This is a genomic window from Pseudomonas sp. B414, assembly GCF_055408445.1.
Genome location: NZ_JBUZTQ010000008.1, coordinates 141,625 through 158,877, shown reverse-complemented (window position 1 = coordinate 158,877; position 17,253 = coordinate 141,625). Strand labels below are relative to the sequence as shown.

Sequence of the window (17,253 nt, the reverse complement as noted above, 5' to 3'; positions counted from 1 at the left end):
AAAAACAACAATCCTCGTGGGCGACTTTGCTCGCTTGATACATCTTTGAGCACTCCATCCTCTGTTACCCGCACGCGCCTGCTGCCGCTGGCGTTGGCCCTGGCGGTCAGCGCTGCGATGCCTGCGGCCTTTGCCGCCGAAGCTGCGTCGAGCGCCATCCATATTCAGGCCCAACCCCTGGGCTCGGCATTGAGCCAGCTGGCACAGCAGACGTCGCTGCAGGTGTTCTTCAGCCCGCAACTGGTGGCGGGCAAGCAGGCTCCTGCGGTCGATGGCAACCTGTCGCCCGAACAGGCCCTGGCCCGCCTGCTGCAAGGCAGTGGCCTGAGCTATGAGTTGAGTGGTGATGCCGTGACCCTGCGCGCCGCGCCTGCCACCAGTGCCGCAGCGTCCGGCCCGCTGGAGCTGGGGCCGGTGGATGTAAAGGTAGTTGGTAACTGGCTCAGCGATGCCAATGACGCCGTGGTGCAGAACCACCCCGGCGCCCGTACCGTGGTGCGCCGCGAAGCGATGATTGAACAGGGCACCATGAACGTCAGCGATGCCCTCAAACGCATCCCGGGTGTGCAGGTACAGGAATCCAACGGCACCGGTGGCAGTGATATCTCCCTCAACGTCGGTGTACGTGGCCTTACCTCTCGCCTGTCGCCGCGATCGACCGTGTTGATCGATGGTGTTCCGGCAGCGTTCGCCCCTTATGGTCAGCCACAGCTGTCGATGGCACCGATCTCGTCGGGCAACCTGGACAGCATCGACGTGGTGCGTGGCGCGGGCTCGGTACGTTACGGGCCGCAGAACGTCGGCGGGGTGATCAACTTTGTCACCCGGGCCATCCCGGAAACCTTCCAGGGCGAAGTGGGCACCACCCTGGAGACCTCCGAGCGCGGCGGCTGGAAGCATATCGAGTCGGCCTTCCTCGGCGGCACGGCAGACAACGGCATTGGTGCCGCGCTGTTGTACTCCGGGGTCAAGGGCGATGGCTATCGGGCGCGCAATAACGACAACGATATCGATGACGTATTGCTCAAGACCCACTGGGCACCCACCGATCAGGATGACTTCACCCTTAATTTCCATTACTACGATGCCACCGCAGATATGCCCGGCGGTCTGACCCAGAAGCAGTTTGATGCCGACCCATACCAGTCGGTGCGCGACTACGACAACTTCACCGGGCGGCGCAAGGACGTTTCTTTCAAGTATCTGCGCCAGATTGATTACCAGACCCAGTTTGAAGTCCTGACCTATTACACCGACAGCTTCCGTGGCAGCAATATTGCCTCGCGCAACTTGCAAACCCTGGCTGCATACCCGCGCAGTTACCACACCTTCGGCATTGAACCGCGTGTTTCCCATGTATTTACCCTGGGGCCAGTGACGCAGGAAGTGGGCGTCGGCTATCGCTACCTCAAGGAAGCCATGCATGAAGAGGCCAGCCAGGTCTCCCTGGTCAATAACGTGCCAGTGCCGGCGCCAGGCGCAGACGGTCATGTGTATCAGGACCGCACCGGCGGTACCGAGGCCAACGCCTTCTATATCGATGACAAGATCGATGTCGGCAACTGGACGGTAACCCCGGGTATCCGCTTCGAGCGCATCAGCACCAACTGGCACGATCGCCCGGTGCTGGGCAATAACGGCAAGCCGGTGCTGGAGAAGAATCGCAGCATCGACAGCAGTGAAGCGTTGCCGGCCCTGAGTGTGATGTATCACCTGTCTGACGCGTGGAAGCTGTTTGCTAACTACGAAACCTCGTTCGGCAGCCTGCAATACTTCCAGCTGGGGCAGGGTGGTGTCGGCGATGCGACCGCAGCGGGCTTGCGTCCTGAAAAGGCCAAGACCTACGAGCTGGGTACGCGCTACGACAATGGCGTGTGGGGCGGTGAAGTGACGCTGTTCTACATCGACTTTGCCGATGAACTGCAATACGTGAGCAATGATGTGGGTTGGACCAACCTGGGAGCGACCAAGCACCAGGGCATCGAAACGTCGGTGCATTACGACATGTCGGCGCTGGACGCACGGCTTGACGGGTTATCGGTAAATGCGGGCTTTACCTACACCAAGGCCACTTCAGAAGGTGATATCCCCAACTTCAAGGGCCGTGATCTGCCGCTGTACTCGCGTCAGGTGGTCAACCTCGGCGCGCGTTATGTGGTCAACCGCTGGACCTACAACCTGGACATGTTTGCCCAGTCCCAGCAGCACGCACCGGGCACTGGCGGTGTGTATATCACCGACCCGACGCCGGACGGCCAGTACGGCGATATTCCGGGCTATGCCACTTGGAGCACCCGCGTGGGCTACGACTTTGGACCAGAGGCGTCGAACCTGAAGGTAGGGGCGGGGATCAAGAACCTGTTCAACCAGGAGTACTACACTCGCTCCAGTGACAACAACTCGGGGATCTACCTGGGTGAGCCGCGCACGTTCTTTGTGCAGGCCAGCGTAGGGTTCTAAGCGCATCGCAATGACACCTTTGTGGGAGCGGGCTTGCTCGCGATTCGGGCAACTCGGTGTTTCAGATTCACCGAGCTGGTCCTGTCGCGAGCAGGCTCGCTCCCACAGGTATTGTGCATGGCGTCTAAACCCGCAAAATCCGCCCGCTGATGGCCACTGCCATCAGCATGGCGGCGATCAGCAAAAAGGCCATGCTCAGGCTACTGGCATGGGCAATAAAGCCGATGGCCGCAGGTCCTGCCAGAATCCCCGCATAGCCCAGAGTGGTAATGGCAGGCACGGCGATATGCTCGGGCATCACCGTCTGCTTGCCTACGGCGGTGTACAGCACCGGCACAATGTTCGAACAACCCGCACCCACCAATGCATAACCAAGCAGCGCAACTTCCCAGCTCGGCGCCAGGGTTGCCAGGGTCATACCGGCTGCAGCAAATACCCCGCCCAATACAATCACCAGCCGTGCACCCAGACGTCTGACAATAGTGTCGCCGGTCAATCGGCCTGCGGTCATGGTCAAGGCGAAGGCGGCATAGCCCAGCCCCGCATAGGCCTCGTCGATATTTTTTTCGCTGGTCAGAAAAACTGCGCTCCAGTCCAGCATCGCACCCTCGGCGAGGAACACGGTAAAGCACAGCAAACCGATAAACAGCACCACACCGTGGGGCACGGCAAACGCCGGGCCGCTGCTTTCACTGCCATAGGGCAGCAGATGCGGGGCGGCCTTTAGCAGGGCCATGAGGGTTATCACAATCACCACCACAATCGCCCACAGCGGCGACAGGCCCAGTGCCAACAGCGCGCTGACACCCGCTGCCCCGGCTATCCCGCCAACGCTGAACAGCCCGTGAAAGCCCGACATCATATTGCGCCCGCTGGCGCGCTCAACGATCACCGCTTGCAGGTTGACCGTGGAGTCGACGGCGCCCAGGCCCGCACCAAATAAAAACAGCGTGGCGATCAGCAACGGTATGGAGCTGACCGTCGCCAGCAGCGGCAGCGCCATGCAGATCAACAGTGTGCCGCCGACCAGAACCCGGCGACAGCCATAACGCGTGGCCAGAATCCCGGCGATGGGCATTGCCAGAATCGAGCCTGCGCCCAGGCACAGCAATAACAGGCCTAGGGTGGCTTCATCGAGTCCGGCCCGGGCTTTGGCGTAGGGCACCAGCGGCGCCCAGGCCGCGAGGCCGAAACCTGCAATAAAAAAGGCAATACGGGTCGACATTTGTTCGAGACGCCCTGGCACAAGGGGCGTTTGGGTGATGATGGCGGTCATGGTCATCCTTGCAAGACGGGCTTTGCTGCGCTGCGGCTTAACATCGTTGCATATTTTCAGCCTCTGTCGCGAGGGCGCTGGCACAGGGTTTGGCAACAGTGGTTGAATAGCGCGCTTGCTTATTCAACTGCCACTGGTACGTATTTTATGGACAAGAACTCCAACCCTGCAGTGCAATTACTCAACCCGGCCGGGCTGTATGACCCGGCGCCCAACGGCTACTCCCATGTCGCCTGTCTGGCGCCCAATGTGCGCCTGGTGTACACCGCCGGCCAGGGTGGTGAAAACGCCGATAGCGAGCTGTCTGCTGATTTCGCAGAACAGGTACGCCAGGCATTTGCCAACCTGCAGATAGCCCTGGCGGCAGGGGATGCGCAGATCAAGGACGTGGCCAAGATCACCGTATTGATCGTTGACCACAGCATGGAGCGCTTGCAGATTCTGGGAGCCGAAGTGGCGCGGGTCTGGGGTGAATTGCCGGCCCCGGCCTGCACCTTGATTCCGGTACCGCGACTGGCACTGGACGAGATGTTGTTTGAGGTTGAGGCAGTGGCGGCAGTAGCGGTCTAAGGTAGCCACCTATGTGGGAGCGGGCTTGCTCGCGATAGCAGCACCTCGGTGATTCAGATACACCGAGCCGCAAGCATCGCGAGCAAGCCCGCTCCCACAGATACAGGGCCAGCATCAGGGCAATTGTACCCACAGGGTGGGGTCACACCTGCAACAACCGCTCCCTGAGCTTGCCGATTTCGTCGCGCATTTGCGCGGCGGCCTCGAACTCCAGGTCGCGGGCCAGGGCGTACATCTTTTCTTCCAGCTGGCGAATGCGCTTGCTGATTTCGCTTGGCGAACGCAGTTCGTTTTCGTACTTGGCGTTTTCTTCCGCCGCCTTGGCCATGCCTTTGCGCTTCTTGCTGCGCGAACCCGGCACCACCGCGCCTTCCATAATGTCTGCCACGTCCTTGAACACACCCTTGGGGGTAATGCCGTTGGCAAGGTTGAAGGCGATCTGTTTCTCGCGACGACGCTCGGTTTCGCCAATCGCCCGTTCCATCGACCCGGTAATCCGGTCGGCGTAAAGAATCGCCCGGCCATTGAGGTTCCGTGCGGCCCGGCCAATGGTCTGGATCAGCGAGCGCTCGGAGCGCAGGAAGCCTTCCTTGTCAGCATCGAGAATCGCCACCAGCGACACCTCGGGCATGTCCAGACCTTCTCGCAGCAAGTTGATCCCCACCAGCACGTCAAACACCCCCAGACGCAGGTCGCGAATGATTTCGACCCGCTCCACGGTGTCGATATCCGAGTGCAGATAACGCACGCGTACACCGTGGTCAGCCAGGTAATCAGTGAGGTCTTCGGACATGCGCTTGGTCAGCGTAGTCACCAGCACGCGCTCTTCCAGGGCCACGCGCTTGGATATTTCGGACAGCAAATCATCGACCTGAGTTAGAGCAGGGCGCACTTCGATCTGCGGGTCGACCAGACCGGTCGGGCGCACCACTTGTTCGATTACCCGGCCGGCATGTTCGGCCTCGTAATTGCCGGGGGTGGCCGAGACAAAAATCGTCTGCGGGCTGATGCGCTCCCATTCATCAAAACGCATAGGCCGGTTGTCCAGCGCCGAGGGCATGCGGAAGCCGTACTCCACCAGGGTCTCTTTGCGCGAGCGGTCGCCTTTGTACATGGCGCCCACTTGCGGCACGCTGACGTGGGACTCGTCAATCACCAGCAGGGCGTCGGCCGGCAGATAGTCAAATAGAGTCGGTGGTGCTGCGCCGGGCTCGCGCCCTGAAAGGTAGCGCGAGTAGTTTTCGATGCCGTTGCAGTAGCCCAGCTCCATGATCATTTCCAGATCGAAGCGGGTGCGCTGTTCCAGGCGCTGGGCCTCGACCAGCTTGTTATTGGCGCGCAGGTACTCAAGACGTTCCTTGAGCTCCTCCTTGATGCCCTCAACGGCATCGAGCAAGGTTTCCCGCGGGGTCACATAGTGACTCTTGGGGTAGAAGGTAAAGCGCGGCATCTTGCGGATGACTTCGCCGGTCAGCGGGTCAAAGGCACTGATGCTTTCCACTTCGTCATCGAACAGCTCGATACGCACGGCTTCGAGGTCCGATTCGGCCGGGTAGATGTCGATCACGTCGCCACGCACGCGGAAGGTGGCGCGGGCAAAGTCCATATCGTTGCGGGTGTATTGCAGATCGGCCAGGCGGCGCAGCAGCTCGCGCTGGTCGAGCTTGTCGCCGCGATCGACGTGCAACACCATTTTCAGATAGGTTTCCGGGCTGCCCAGGCCGTAGATGCACGACACCGTGGTGACGATAATCGCGTCCTTGCGCTCCAGCAGCGCCTTGGTCGCGGACAGGCGCATCTGCTCGATATGGTCATTGATCGAGGCATCCTTCTCGATAAAGGTATCCGAGGAGGGCACATAGGCTTCGGGCTGGTAGTAGTCGTAGTACGAAACGAAGTACTCCACCGCGTTGTTCGGGAAGAATGACTTGAACTCGCCGTACAGCTGCGCAGCCAGGGTCTTGTTGGGCGCCAGCACCAGGGTAGGGCGGTTCACATGGGCGATTACGTTGGCGATGCTGAAGGTCTTGCCCGAGCCCGTTACCCCGAGCAGGGTCTGGTGCGAAAGACCGGCTTCGATACCTTCGATCATCTGGCGAATGGCTTCGGGTTGGTCGCCCGCAGGCTCGAAGCGGGTAACAAGTTGAAAATCGGGCATGACGGACCTCTGGGTGTGCTTCTGTAAAGGCAATGGCCTTTATAGCTGCATGCGACGCAGGCCGCAGGAAAAAACAGGATATTGCTGAATATGGAGGTCGTGCCTGACTGTTTCAAGGCACTGCTCTGACACGGGCATCTTGTCAAAGATTGCAATTAGACCAGTGGCCTGAAAATAAACGCAAATACTTGGCCAAAACCGGGAATAGCCTGTTGCCCCAATCGTGATCGGGCTTATACTTGCTCCCCGTTTGTGCACCGCTCTAGTGCAATCGGCTGGAGCGTTGTCACCCCCTCCATTCCCCATTCAGAGCCGCCGTAATAATGAGCCTGTTCTCCGCTGTCGAAATGGCACCACGCGATCCAATCCTGGGCCTCAACGAAGCATTCAACGCCGATACTCGTACCAGCAAAGTGAATCTGGGGGTTGGTGTTTACTGCAACGAAGAGGGACGAATTCCGCTCTTGCGTGCCGTTGTCGAAGCCGAAACGATTCGGGTTGCCCAGCATGCATCGCGCGGCTACTTGCCGATCGATGGTATCGCTGCCTACGACCAAGCTGTGCAAAAGCTGCTGTTCGGTGCCGAGTCGCCATTGCTGGTGGCTGGCCGGGTGATCACCACCCAGGCCGTTGGCGGTACGGGCGCGCTGAAAATCGGTGCTGACTTCCTCAAGCAGCTGCAACCGGGCGCAGTGGTTGCCATCAGCGACCCAAGCTGGGAAAACCATCGCGCACTGTTCGAAACTGCCGGTTTTCCGGTGCAGAACTACCGTTACTACGACGCTGCCAGCCATGACGTAAACCGTGCCGGCATGCTCGAAGACCTCAACGCCTTGCCAGCTGGCTCCATTGTTGTGCTGCATGCTTGCTGCCATAACCCGACCGGCGTCGACCTGACCCCGGCCGACTGGCAGAACGTACTGGACGTGGTCAAGGCCAAGGGCCTGATCCCATTCCTCGACATGGCCTACCAGGGCTTTGGCGACGGTATCGACGAAGACGCAGCTGCCGTGCGCCTGTTCGCTGACTCGGGTCTGAGCGTGTTTGTTTCCAGCTCGTTCTCCAAGTCGTTCTCGCTGTACGGCGAGCGCGTGGGTGCGCTGTCGATCATCACCGAGTCCAAAGAAGAAAGCGCCCGCGTTCTGTCCCAGGTCAAGCGTGTGATCCGTACCAACTACTCCAACCCGCCGACCCACGGTGCAACTATTGCCGCTGCAGTGCTCAACAGCCCTGAGCTGCGCGCCATGTGGGAAGAAGAGCTGGCAGAAATGCGCCTGCGCATTCGCGGCATGCGCCTGCAGATGGTCGAACTGCTGTCGAAAAAGGCCCCTGGCCATGACTTCAGCTTTGTTGCCCGTCAGCGTGGCATGTTCTCGTACTCGGGCCTGACCGTTGAGCAAGTGACGCGCCTGCGTACCGAGTTTGGTATCTACGCCCTCGATACCGGCCGGATCTGCGTTGCTTCTTTGAACCAGCGCAACATTGAAGCGGTAACCGATGCCATTGTTCAGGTGATCTGAACAATGCATGGAGAAGTCCGCGAAGGTGTTGACTTCTCTTTTTATATCAGTAAGATAGATGCCATTCCGCGATAGCTCAGTTGGTAGAGCAAATGACTGTTAATCATTGGGTCCCTGGTTCGAGTCCAGGTCGTGGAGCCAGATAGAAAAAAGCCGCTAGCAATAGCGGCTTTTTTTTGCCTGGAATTTGGCGAGTGATTGCCTGAATCGCGCCTGCAAAAGGGGCATGAAAACCTTGGTGCAGTGAAGCGATGAGCCCGTTATCGGGCCTGGCTGATGTCCTCAACACAAGCCTTTGCAAACCCTATAGCCGTTTCAATATCCAGAGAGATGGAGGCATAGGACTTCATAAGCAACGACTCAGGCAAGGCCCAGTCCCATTTTTCTCGGCGCATGTTTTCTACATCAGCCAGCAGCGTTTGCAGGTCGCTAGCGTCCAGCGCCGCTACCTGTTCAAGGGCGAGCATCAGCTTGTCGATATCGACATGGGTCGATATCAATAATCCCTCACTCTCACAGCGTAACCCTACGTGATCAAGCAGCAGGCACAGGGCGTCATTTGCATGATCGCCCAGCCAACTGACGATCTGGCAATTTGTGCCATTTTTTATAATGTGTTGATCTGCCAGGCCAAGCGCTGAAAAAGTCTGGCGTGCTTCGTCCAGTAATATCTGGGCCGTGCGGTCAATAAAAGGGCAGGGAGAGTTTTCAGTCAGCAGTGTTCGCATTTCTTGCCGCACCCGGTCGTGAATCATTGCGCCTAGCCCATCAAAGTAAGGGGCGGCGCCGCCTCGAGAGGGGGAAACAATAATAACCCTGGCTTCCAGGTCAACGTCCTGAACTTGCCAGCGACGCCCACCGAAAATGATTCGCTGATCTTTTGTCAGTGGACGGCTGACGGGGACGCTGCCAAGTGGTTTGCCTGCACAAATAAGACGAAATTCTTCATCACTGGTAAAGGCGCTGTAAAACTCATAGTGGTTAATCATCCGTTCGCCAATCACGCCTGGCAGCAAGAGTCCTGAACTTTCCTGGGTGATCAGCTCTTTTGTGCCGAGGTTTTTGAGTAGCTCAATAAAGTCTTTTTTTTCAGTTATGGTGAAAGCCCCGTCCGCAACCAGACGCCTCCATAACTCCGGCGCTGTGGCACCACCGCATTGAGCGATGATGGAAAGGCATTGCTGAACCAGTGTGGACGCATGCATACCTTGAGTGCGTGGCGGTTCAAACCACGACTGTGTAAGTAGTCGAATCATGGCGATGGTTTGTACCAGACCCTGGCGCAGTTGGTCCGAAAGGCTGGAGCCGGTTTTTAAAGGCTGCTCCTTGCAGTACGCACGCAAAATGGCAGGCTCACCCGCCCGTCTGCCGGACCGCCCCAGGCGTTGACGCAAGCTGGCAACAGAAGGTGGGGAACCAATCTGTACGACATTCTTGATTGAGCCAATGTCGATGCCCAGCTCAAGGGTCGATGTGCAGATGCCTGTTGCGGGAAACTCTCCGGATTTCAAGGCGTGTTCGGCTTGTTCGCGCAGATCTTTGGACAGGCTGCCATGGTGAGGCCAGAACTCATTGGGTACGGCATCGCGCTCACAACATCGTCTAAGTCGATCAGCGAAAGATTCAACCTGGGTACGGCTATTGGGGAATACCAGGTTGTTACTGCCCCTGAGCACCTTGTAAAGATGTTCGGCGATTGCGAAATCAGGGGAGTCCTGGTCTTCAGGCTCATCATCAGAGTCCGGTTCAGGTTCACCCCGGGCTTCGAGCAACTTGCGCATTGGTGACTGGATGTAGCCTTTAACCTGGATCTGCAGTGTCTGGCCCGCGTTTTTGGACTCAATGACCTTGACACCCTCGGCGCGCCGAGGGCAAAGAAAGTTGCTGGCCATTTTCATATCACCCAGCGTTGCCGACAGGCCCACTCTCGGCAAGTTTCTACCGACGACAAGTTCTACACGGTGCATCAGTGATTGCAGTTGTTTACCGCGCTCACTGCCTATAAAAGCATGTAATTCGTCAACCACGATGTAACGCAGGTTTTTAAAGATGGCACCAATGTTGGAACCACGGTTTACGAATAGAGCTTCCAGCGATTCTGGCGTGATGAGCAAAATACCTTCAGGCGATTTCAGGAAGCGATGTTTCTTGTTCGCCGAAATGTCCCCGTGCCAGGCCACTACAGGGGTGTTCAGTTGCTCGCACAGACGACCCAAACGCTCCCATTGATCGTTAATCAGGGCTTTGAGGGGGCTGATGTAAAGCACTGCGCCGGGTATATCGGGATTATTGAGCAGGTGGGTCAGAATAGGCAGGAAAGCCGCCTCGGTTTTACCCGCTGCAGTGGCTGCAGCAATGATGACATCTTGATCGGCACCTACCAGAGCAGCTACGGCTTGTTCTTGGGCGTCCCTCAAAGATGTCCAGCCTTCAGCCCAGATCCAGCGTTGAATCCTGGAGTCGAGAAGGCTGAAAGAGGAAGACTCAGAGTTCGAAGGTGGCAAGTTCATCATCCTGCTCCACGGTCAGGTCTGACTCTCCACCGGTGTCTTTTGCCACGTCAACACTCCCAATGAGTTCACGCCAGTCAGTACCAGGGTTCTGCTCAAGGATTGCCAGCAGGTTGATGAATGCAGTGATCGTTGTACGCGGGGTGCGAAAGTAAGCCTCCCCAAGGCGCTGATTGCAGTGCGCCATGAATTTGGGCAGTGCTTCGTCGGGCAGCAAGTACTTCTGAGGATCTCCCGAGGCATAGACGTGCCGTAATTTTTGCAGTAGCACGTAAAAATCTTCAGGCGTCAGGCTGGTGAGGCGGATTACAGGGCCTGAGAGGTCAACCAGCCCGCTTTTGGCAAAGGAGTTTTCTGCCAGTCGCGACTGCAGGGCAGGGTAGCTGAACAAACCACGGCGGGTATCCATCAGGAATTCAGGAGTCCCTCCAAGGACAAAACCCAACCCTTGTGTAGCTCCCTGCAAGGAGTCGTTGAGAATACGCAGGATCTGCTCATAGTTGGCGTTACGGGCCTGGGTGTTCGCCAGCTTGTAGAGATTGACCAGCTCATCAAGGCAAATCATCAGGCCAGCATATCCGGCCAGGCGCACGAATCTGGAAAGCAGTTTGAGCTGATCATAGACCGAAGCATCGTCAATAATGGTTCGTACTCCGAGCGCTGCTCGCGCATCGGTCTTTGTTGTAAATTCACCCCTTAACCAGCGAATGGCATCGGCCTTGAGTTGCTCGTTGCCCTCATCAAAACCACGACAATAAGCTGCGATGACGTGTGCAAAGTCATACCCGTTGACCATTTCAGTCAGCTCATTGAGGCGGGCCTGGATGATGTTTTCGGTACTGTCACCCGATGTTTTGGCCTCTGCTTTAGCCTGGGATATGAATTTTTCGACAATACCTTGCAGTGCTCCACCGTCAGGCTTGGTACGCGTGGACATGTTTTTTGCCAGCTCGGCATAAAGTGACCGAGCCTGCCCGCCACTGGCATGCAAGCGGCGGTCCGGGTTCAAGTCAGCATGCATCGTGACCAGCTTGCGCTCCATGGCAATTGCACGAACCAGATTCAAGAAAAAGGTTTTGCCCGCGCCGTATTCGCCAATCACAACCCGAAATGCCGCACCACCGTCTGCTAATCGATCCACATCCTTGAGCAGAGCATCCAGTTCGCCCACGCGACCAACCTGGATAAGATGCTGACCCACACGCGGCACAACGCCTGCTCGCAGTGATTGAATAAGCGCATCGCGATCTTTTGTTCGAATAGTGCTCATAAGGCCAATTTTTCCAAAATGTCCGGGTTGATTTCGACGGGCTCCTCACCTTCGGTAACAGCCATGTCGAAGTGTTCAAAAGCAAGTTCGTTGATGTGTTCCAAAGTCCCGTCGAGCATCAACTCCATGTCACTCGCGCAGTCTTGCAGCTCTGAGCGACTCCACTGCGGGCGCGAGATCAACAGTCTGAGAAATGCGAGGTGGTCACCCTCCAGCCCGGGGATAAGTGCAACTGCATCAGTCTTCACTTCGCCGACCAGGGGAATGGGCTCGAACTCAGGTTCGTGTGCAAGGTCTTCATTAAATACCTTAGCCAGTAATGCTGAGACTGCTTCGGTTTCCCGTTGCAGAAGCGCTATGCGATCCAGATTGAGCGCTACGCCGCCGACTTCCGGTAAAGATTCAGGTTCAGGAGTGGTCAAGGGGACGCCGAAGTGCTCCGAGAACGCTCGCGGTGCAGTGGCAACATGCAGGTCGCCGTAAAGCGACAGCGGATCCAGTTGAAGTGTTTTGTAGACACGCTCCAGCAGTTTCACTTCTTCGCAACTGACAGACCCGTCCGCCTGGGCAAGGCAGGCAAGGAAGTGAGCTATGGCTTCCTTCTCTGCAATGGATAAAGGTTCGAGCCTGCTCTTGAGGCTTGCAAGCGAGGGGGGTTGATGCAGTTGAATACCCAGATGGGCTTTCAGGCGCTTGCGCTGAGCAATACTCAAGTGTTGCCAGGCATCGATCTGGTTCAACAGCAGTGAGACTTCCTCCGCTGATATTTTCCCGTCTGCAACTGTTACGGCGCTAGCCAGATCAAGCGTCAGGCATGCAGCGTTAAAAGCAGGAGTTGCCCGGAGCACGCCATCGTCATGTTGTGTAACAAATAGGGCAATACAGTCATCTGGTTTGGGGGTTCTGCTGCCGGCCAATACATCTGGTTCCATACCGATTTGCATTGACTCCAACGCCCGGGCCAAGGTGATCAGCAGGGGGCGGGACAAAATACTGTGACTGTTAAAACGGTTACCCAGCTCTGTAAAGGTCATGACCTCAAGGTCATCTTCTATCCGCGCTTTGAGGTTTTCCAGCTCATCGCGCAGGGTGGGTGGCCACAGTGAAACGGGCAGTTGCAGTAAACCCTCCAGCTTTTGTGCGCTCTCGGGGTAACGCCCGATAAAACGGCTATAGGCATCCAGATCGCTTGAGCAGCGATCGAGCAAAAATTGGAGTTTTTTGCGGTTCAACGTGCTGGCTGCCACGTCGGGAATATCACCCAGGTCCATCACCGGTGCCCCAACCACTCGCGAAGCTGCCCGGTAAGCATGTTTAAGCCTGGTCTTGTTGTGGCTCAGCAGAATGCCTTGTGGATATAACCGTTCATATTCGTCGATAAAAAGCCTGGCCAGCAAATCCGGGCAACGCGACGCCGGAGTGCGTCTGATGATGTCAGGGTCTGACAGTGCCCAGGCAATAGCCCATTGCGCGTTAACGGGATGCTGATGCATGGCCATTTGCCCCAAGCCTGCTCTCAGGCTCATCGACATACTGGATCGCGCTGCCGTGGCCACCGGAGGGGACTTTAAGTACAGGTTGTCATCGATGGTTGAATGGGACAGGTAATCGAGAAAATCTTCTGCATAGCCTCGCAGAGAGCTATTTGAGCCGTAGATACCCAGTAGTCGCTCTACCTCTTCAACAATATCTGACAGATCGGCATTGGCCTCTTGATCTTCCCCCGCGTCCATCAGGGCGCGCCGCTCAAGGCCGTAAAAAAATAAAAACACATAACCGATATCAGCGCGCGGATCACTACGGCCGCCTGCCAACCACTGCACATATCCCCGGCGTGCTTGTGCCGAAATGGACTGGTAATCAGGCCAATAGGTCATGAGTGATGCTGACGGGTCGACCTCGTCAGATGAAAGTTTGAGCAAGGTATTTAAGAGTGAGGGCTCATACAGCCCAGCACGGGGATCAACGCACAAGGTGGTGTAAATCAATCCGCCGGGAATCAGGAACTTGCCTACCGAAAGAGTCTGGCCTTTCTTTAACCAGCGTGCTGCGACGATACCCTCAGCCGGGTCGTGAGGGCGCTGTATGGGGCAGCTCTGCGCTTCTGGAACAGGTGGCGGGGGGATTCTATATGCCTTGGCGGGGCGAGCGCCGAGAGTGATCGTGAAGAAATCAGAACTGGAAGTGCTTGCCATAGGGATGTTCTCAAATTGGCTGCTGGTAACTGTCCAGAGTGCAAATGAGCCTTTGAAGCCTGGATGATGGCTTATCGGCAGTACCTCTATTTATTCGAATATGACCAAGTGTTCAAGGCTGGTGTCGCGTCTATGTCAAAACGCCAGAGCGCAAAAACTGATGATGTTCATTTTTCAGCTCTGCGAAGGCCTGGCCAATGAATCCGGCAGCTATCGCTAGAGACGTCTAGCCCGAAGGTTGCAGACCGATTCATATTGCGAACCCAGTATTAAAAAAAACACATCCGGCAAAACTGTTTTTTATGCACTCCGTCACGAATATCGCTATCCGATAATAAAAGTCGTTTACCTGTATCTGAGAATGATTACTATTGCTTACAAATTGGCCTCGCCAAAAGGACCTGTGTCAGTGATAAAAACCTCTCCGGTATTTTCCCGGCTACATGACGGGAAAGCTGTTTACGGCATGCTCAACTCTCTGCCTTCACCCATGCTTTGCGAGATGCTCGCGTTTGCTGGCTATGACTTTGTAATCCTTGACCTGGAGCACTTGCTGCGCTCCGAAGAGGACATCATGCATTGTGTTCGTGCTTGTGAGGCAGCCGGTATTTCGCCCTGGCTGCGCATGGCACAGGTCGATGAAAAACTGATCGGCAGGGCGCTGGACGCCGGTATTGAAGCCATTGTGCTGTCACGTACTGAAAGCGCCGCGCAGGTTCAACGCGCCATCGAGGCGGCCTTTTTCCCGCCCCGGGGCAAGCGCGGTATTACCGGGGGACGCATCACCGGTTTCGGTCGCCTGCCTCTACCCGAATATATCGATCTGGCCAACCGCCAGACTCCCATCATCCCCATGATCGAAAGCCGCGCCGGCGTTGACGCGCTGGGCGAGATTCTGCAATTGCCGGGTGTCGGCATGATCATGGAAGGCGCTCTGGACTTGTCCCTGGATCTCGGCCTCGGGCCGGATCCGCTCAATCCTCACGTCTGGCAAACCCTGCAAGACATGGCCGATGCCTGCCTGCGTGCCGAGGTGCCTTTCTGCGCCAATCCGCGCACGCCAGAACAGAATGCGCTGTGGCGCGCTCGTGGCGTGCGCAGCTTTCTGGCCGGGGAAGACCGCGGCTTGCTGCATAACGCCTTGAAAGCTCGCCTGCACTCTCTCCAACAGCAATAAATGAGTCGACGTAGTCCAATGAAAACAACAACACTGCACTTTTCACTGAGCCTCATCACGCTGGGCATCTGCCACGCGGCCATGGCTGCCGAGCCACCTCCCGCCAGCAGTGTGGAGCTGGCGCCCATGACGATTCAGGGAGACGTTCTGGGCGCCGCCAGCAATGAGGAAGTCCGTACCTATGCCGGCAGCCGCAGCGTTATCGATTCCAGCGACCTGAGCAAAGCCAGCACCCGCGGCCTCGATGATGCGCTGCAGCGCGTACCCGGCATCAAGATCTTTGACGAAACCGGCACCGGTGCCTTGCCGCAGATTTCGGTGCGCGGCCTGTACGAGAGCCGCAGTGGCCGGATTCAGGCCCTGTCGGATGGCATTCCTCTGGCCCTGGCGCCGTACGGCCAGACCGGGCTTTCGCTGTTTCCAATGACCATGGCCACGGTCGACCGTGTTGATATCGTGCGCGGGGGTGCAGCGGTGCAATACGGTCCGAACAACGTAGGCGGGGTGATCAACTTTATCAGCAAGCCGATTCCGCGCGAGTGGCAAACCACCCTGCAGGAGAGGACTACCTTCAATGCTGGCGGGCGCCAGTTGTGGGACACCTACCTGGGTACCGGCGGCTACCTGACCGACAGCTTCGGTCTGCAACTGGACGTCAACACCCTCAGCGGTGAGTACGGTCGTGAGCATTCCGACACCGACGTGCAGAACTACCGCCTGCGCGGCCAGTGGAATATCGACGACGATCGCGACCTGAGTTTCGGTATCCAGCACTACAAGGCCGATATGGACCTAGCCGGAGCGCTCAGCGTCAAGGACTACAAGGACGACCCGCGTCAGTCGACCCGCCCGCTGGACCGTTTCGAGGGTGACACCGATCGCGTCTGGGGCACCTATACCCAGCGCCTGGGCGCCATGGGGCCATTTGATTCGGTGGAGTTCAGCTGGACCAACTTCGCCCACAACAGCTACCGCAACTTCGTGGTCGGCCTGCCGTTCACTCCGGACGGTACGGCAGTCACCAAGCAGGACGGCCCGCGTGACTTCAAGGTCTGGGGCACGGAACCGCGCCTCAGCGCCACTATCGATGGCGACAACGTCGGCCAGACCTGGCTGCTCGGTGCCCGTTATGTCAGCGAAGATATCGACTACAAGGTCAACCGCGAGAGCCTGGCCACCGGTGTGACATCGCCGTTCCGCGACTGGAAGTTCGATGACGACGCCCGTGCGTTCTATATCAGCAACGCCATCAGCCTGCTCGATCACAAGCTGACCATTACCCCGGGTGTGCGCTACGAAAACGCCCGCATGAACTACAGCGACGGCATCACTGGCTTCGAGCGTGAGAACAAATCCGAGGAATGGCTGCCGGGCCTGACCGTGGGCTATCAGGCGAACGATGCCTGGTACGTCTACGCCAACGCCCAGAAGTCCCTGCGCCCGCCGCAGGTTACGCAGATCGTCAAGGAAGGCGCAGTCGGTGCCGAGCTGGCCTGGAACTACGAGACCGGTGTGCGCTACACCCCGTGGGACGGCATGCGTGTCGACTTCAACCTGTACCGCATCGATTTCGACGACCAGATCGTCTACAACGCCACCACCGACCGCTTCGACAATCTGGGCAGCACCCGTCACCAGGGTTTCGAGACCGATATTTTCTGGACCCCGCAAGCCATGCGTGATCTGGACCTGCACGCCGGTTATGCCTACCTCGATGCCAAACAACGCAACGGTACCTATAAGGACAATGAGGTGCCGTATTCCTCGCGTAACCAGTTTATGGTCGATGCCCGTTACCGCTTTGCCGAGCACTGGACCTACAACCTCGACGGTCTGTACATCAGCAAGGCCTACACCGACGCGGCGAATACCCGTGAAGAGAATGCCTCGGCCAGCGTAGGCGAACTGCCGGCTTACTGGGTCTGGAACACCGCTATCGAGCGTGAATTCCCGCTGGCAGACAAAAGCGTCCTGACCGCTTCGGCGGGCGTCAGCAACCTGTTTAACCGCGAGTATTACTTCCGCGGTATCGACACCAGCCCTTGGGGTCGTCAACCCGCGCCTGAGCGTTCGCTCACCCTAGGCGTCAACTACCGCTTCTAAACCGCGCACCCGCG

The 17,253-nt window shown here is 57.5% G+C and carries 10 protein-coding genes and 1 tRNA gene; 6 read left to right on the top strand and 5 right to left on the bottom strand.

From position 1 onward, the window contains the following. Positions 1-45: 45 nt before the first annotated feature. Positions 46-2,460: a TonB-dependent siderophore receptor gene (locus ACZRMH_RS09880; RefSeq protein ID WP_464013274.1), complete on the top strand. Its 2,415-nt coding sequence runs from the start codon at positions 46-48 to the stop codon at positions 2,458-2,460. A 124-nt stretch (positions 2,461-2,584) separates the two neighbouring features. Here the strand turns inward: ACZRMH_RS09880 and ACZRMH_RS09875 are convergent, their stop codons facing one another. After that, positions 2,585-3,736: an MFS transporter gene (locus ACZRMH_RS09875; RefSeq protein WP_464013273.1), complete on the bottom strand. Its 1,152-nt coding sequence runs from the start codon at positions 3,734-3,736 to the stop codon at positions 2,585-2,587. 147 nt (positions 3,737-3,883) lie between these two features. Here ACZRMH_RS09875 and ACZRMH_RS09870 point away from each other — a divergent pair, with 147 nt between their 5' ends. Further along, positions 3,884-4,306, top strand: a complete 423-nt coding sequence (locus ACZRMH_RS09870) for a RidA family protein (RefSeq protein ID WP_464013272.1) — start codon at positions 3,884-3,886, stop codon at positions 4,304-4,306. A 142-nt stretch (positions 4,307-4,448) separates the two neighbouring features. Here the strand turns inward: ACZRMH_RS09870 and uvrB are convergent, their stop codons facing one another. Then, entirely contained in the window at positions 4,449-6,464 is a 2,016-nt protein-coding gene (uvrB, locus tag ACZRMH_RS09865; protein WP_464013271.1) for an excinuclease ABC subunit UvrB, read from the bottom strand. A 323-nt stretch (positions 6,465-6,787) separates the two neighbouring features. Between uvrB and ACZRMH_RS09860 the strand changes: the two genes are divergently transcribed. Beyond that, a complete protein-coding gene (locus tag ACZRMH_RS09860) occupies positions 6,788-7,984 on the top strand; it encodes an amino acid aminotransferase (RefSeq protein WP_464013270.1) in 1,197 nt (398 codons plus the stop codon). A 65-nt stretch (positions 7,985-8,049) separates the two neighbouring features. Then, positions 8,050-8,125, top strand: a tRNA-Asn gene (locus ACZRMH_RS09855). 119 nt (positions 8,126-8,244) lie between these two features. On the opposite strand, the gene ACZRMH_RS09850 is transcribed toward ACZRMH_RS09855, so the two are convergent. The 3 genes from ACZRMH_RS09850 to ACZRMH_RS09840 are packed head-to-tail and all read right to left on the bottom strand — an operon-like array spanning position 8,245 to position 13,959. Then, on the bottom strand, positions 8,245-10,494 hold the full coding sequence (locus ACZRMH_RS09850; RefSeq protein ID WP_464013269.1) for a DEAD/DEAH box helicase: 2,250 nt from the start codon (positions 10,492-10,494) through the stop codon (positions 8,245-8,247). Next, positions 10,469-11,764 (bottom strand): ATP-binding protein, encoded by a 1,296-nt coding sequence (locus ACZRMH_RS09845; RefSeq protein ID WP_464013268.1) that lies wholly within the window; start codon positions 11,762-11,764, stop codon positions 10,469-10,471. The genes ACZRMH_RS09850 and ACZRMH_RS09845 overlap by 26 nt, the downstream gene beginning before the upstream one ends. Next, positions 11,761-13,959, bottom strand: coding sequence for a tellurite resistance TerB family protein (locus ACZRMH_RS09840; RefSeq protein ID WP_464013267.1), 2,199 nt, complete (start codon positions 13,957-13,959; stop codon positions 11,761-11,763). The genes ACZRMH_RS09845 and ACZRMH_RS09840 overlap by 4 nt, the downstream gene beginning before the upstream one ends. A gap of 466 nt (positions 13,960-14,425) precedes the next feature. Between ACZRMH_RS09840 and ACZRMH_RS09835 the strand changes: the two genes are divergently transcribed. Together ACZRMH_RS09835 and ACZRMH_RS09830 are read left to right on the top strand one after the other, a co-directional pair. Continuing rightward, entirely contained in the window at positions 14,426-15,136 is a 711-nt protein-coding gene (locus ACZRMH_RS09835) for an HpcH/HpaI aldolase family protein (RefSeq protein WP_464013266.1), read from the top strand. A gap of 18 nt (positions 15,137-15,154) precedes the next feature. Continuing rightward, positions 15,155-17,239 (top strand): TonB-dependent receptor family protein, encoded by a 2,085-nt coding sequence (locus ACZRMH_RS09830; protein WP_464013265.1) that lies wholly within the window; start codon positions 15,155-15,157, stop codon positions 17,237-17,239. The last annotated feature ends 14 nt before the right edge of the window (positions 17,240-17,253 follow it).

What these genes read in the sequence shown, in the direction of transcription:
- ACZRMH_RS09875 (WP_464013273.1), bottom strand. Translation starts at nt 3,736, where the DNA reads ATGACCGCCATCATCACCCAAACGCCCCTTGTGCCAGGGCGTCTCGAA.
- ACZRMH_RS09870 (WP_464013272.1), top strand. Translation starts at nt 3,884, where the DNA reads ATGGACAAGAACTCCAACCCTGCAGTGCAATTACTCAACCCGGCCGGG.
- uvrB (WP_464013271.1), bottom strand. Translation starts at nt 6,464, where the DNA reads ATGCCCGATTTTCAACTTGTTACCCGCTTCGAGCCTGCGGGCGACCAA.
- ACZRMH_RS09860 (WP_464013270.1), top strand. Translation starts at nt 6,788, where the DNA reads ATGAGCCTGTTCTCCGCTGTCGAAATGGCACCACGCGATCCAATCCTG.
- ACZRMH_RS09850 (WP_464013269.1), bottom strand. Translation starts at nt 10,494, where the DNA reads ATGAACTTGCCACCTTCGAACTCTGAGTCTTCCTCTTTCAGCCTTCTC.
- ACZRMH_RS09845 (WP_464013268.1), bottom strand. Translation starts at nt 11,764, where the DNA reads ATGAGCACTATTCGAACAAAAGATCGCGATGCGCTTATTCAATCACTG.
- ACZRMH_RS09840 (WP_464013267.1), bottom strand. Translation starts at nt 13,959, where the DNA reads ATGGCAAGCACTTCCAGTTCTGATTTCTTCACGATCACTCTCGGCGCT.
- ACZRMH_RS09835 (WP_464013266.1), top strand. Translation starts at nt 14,426, where the DNA reads ATGCTCAACTCTCTGCCTTCACCCATGCTTTGCGAGATGCTCGCGTTT.
- ACZRMH_RS09830 (WP_464013265.1), top strand. Translation starts at nt 15,155, where the DNA reads ATGAAAACAACAACACTGCACTTTTCACTGAGCCTCATCACGCTGGGC.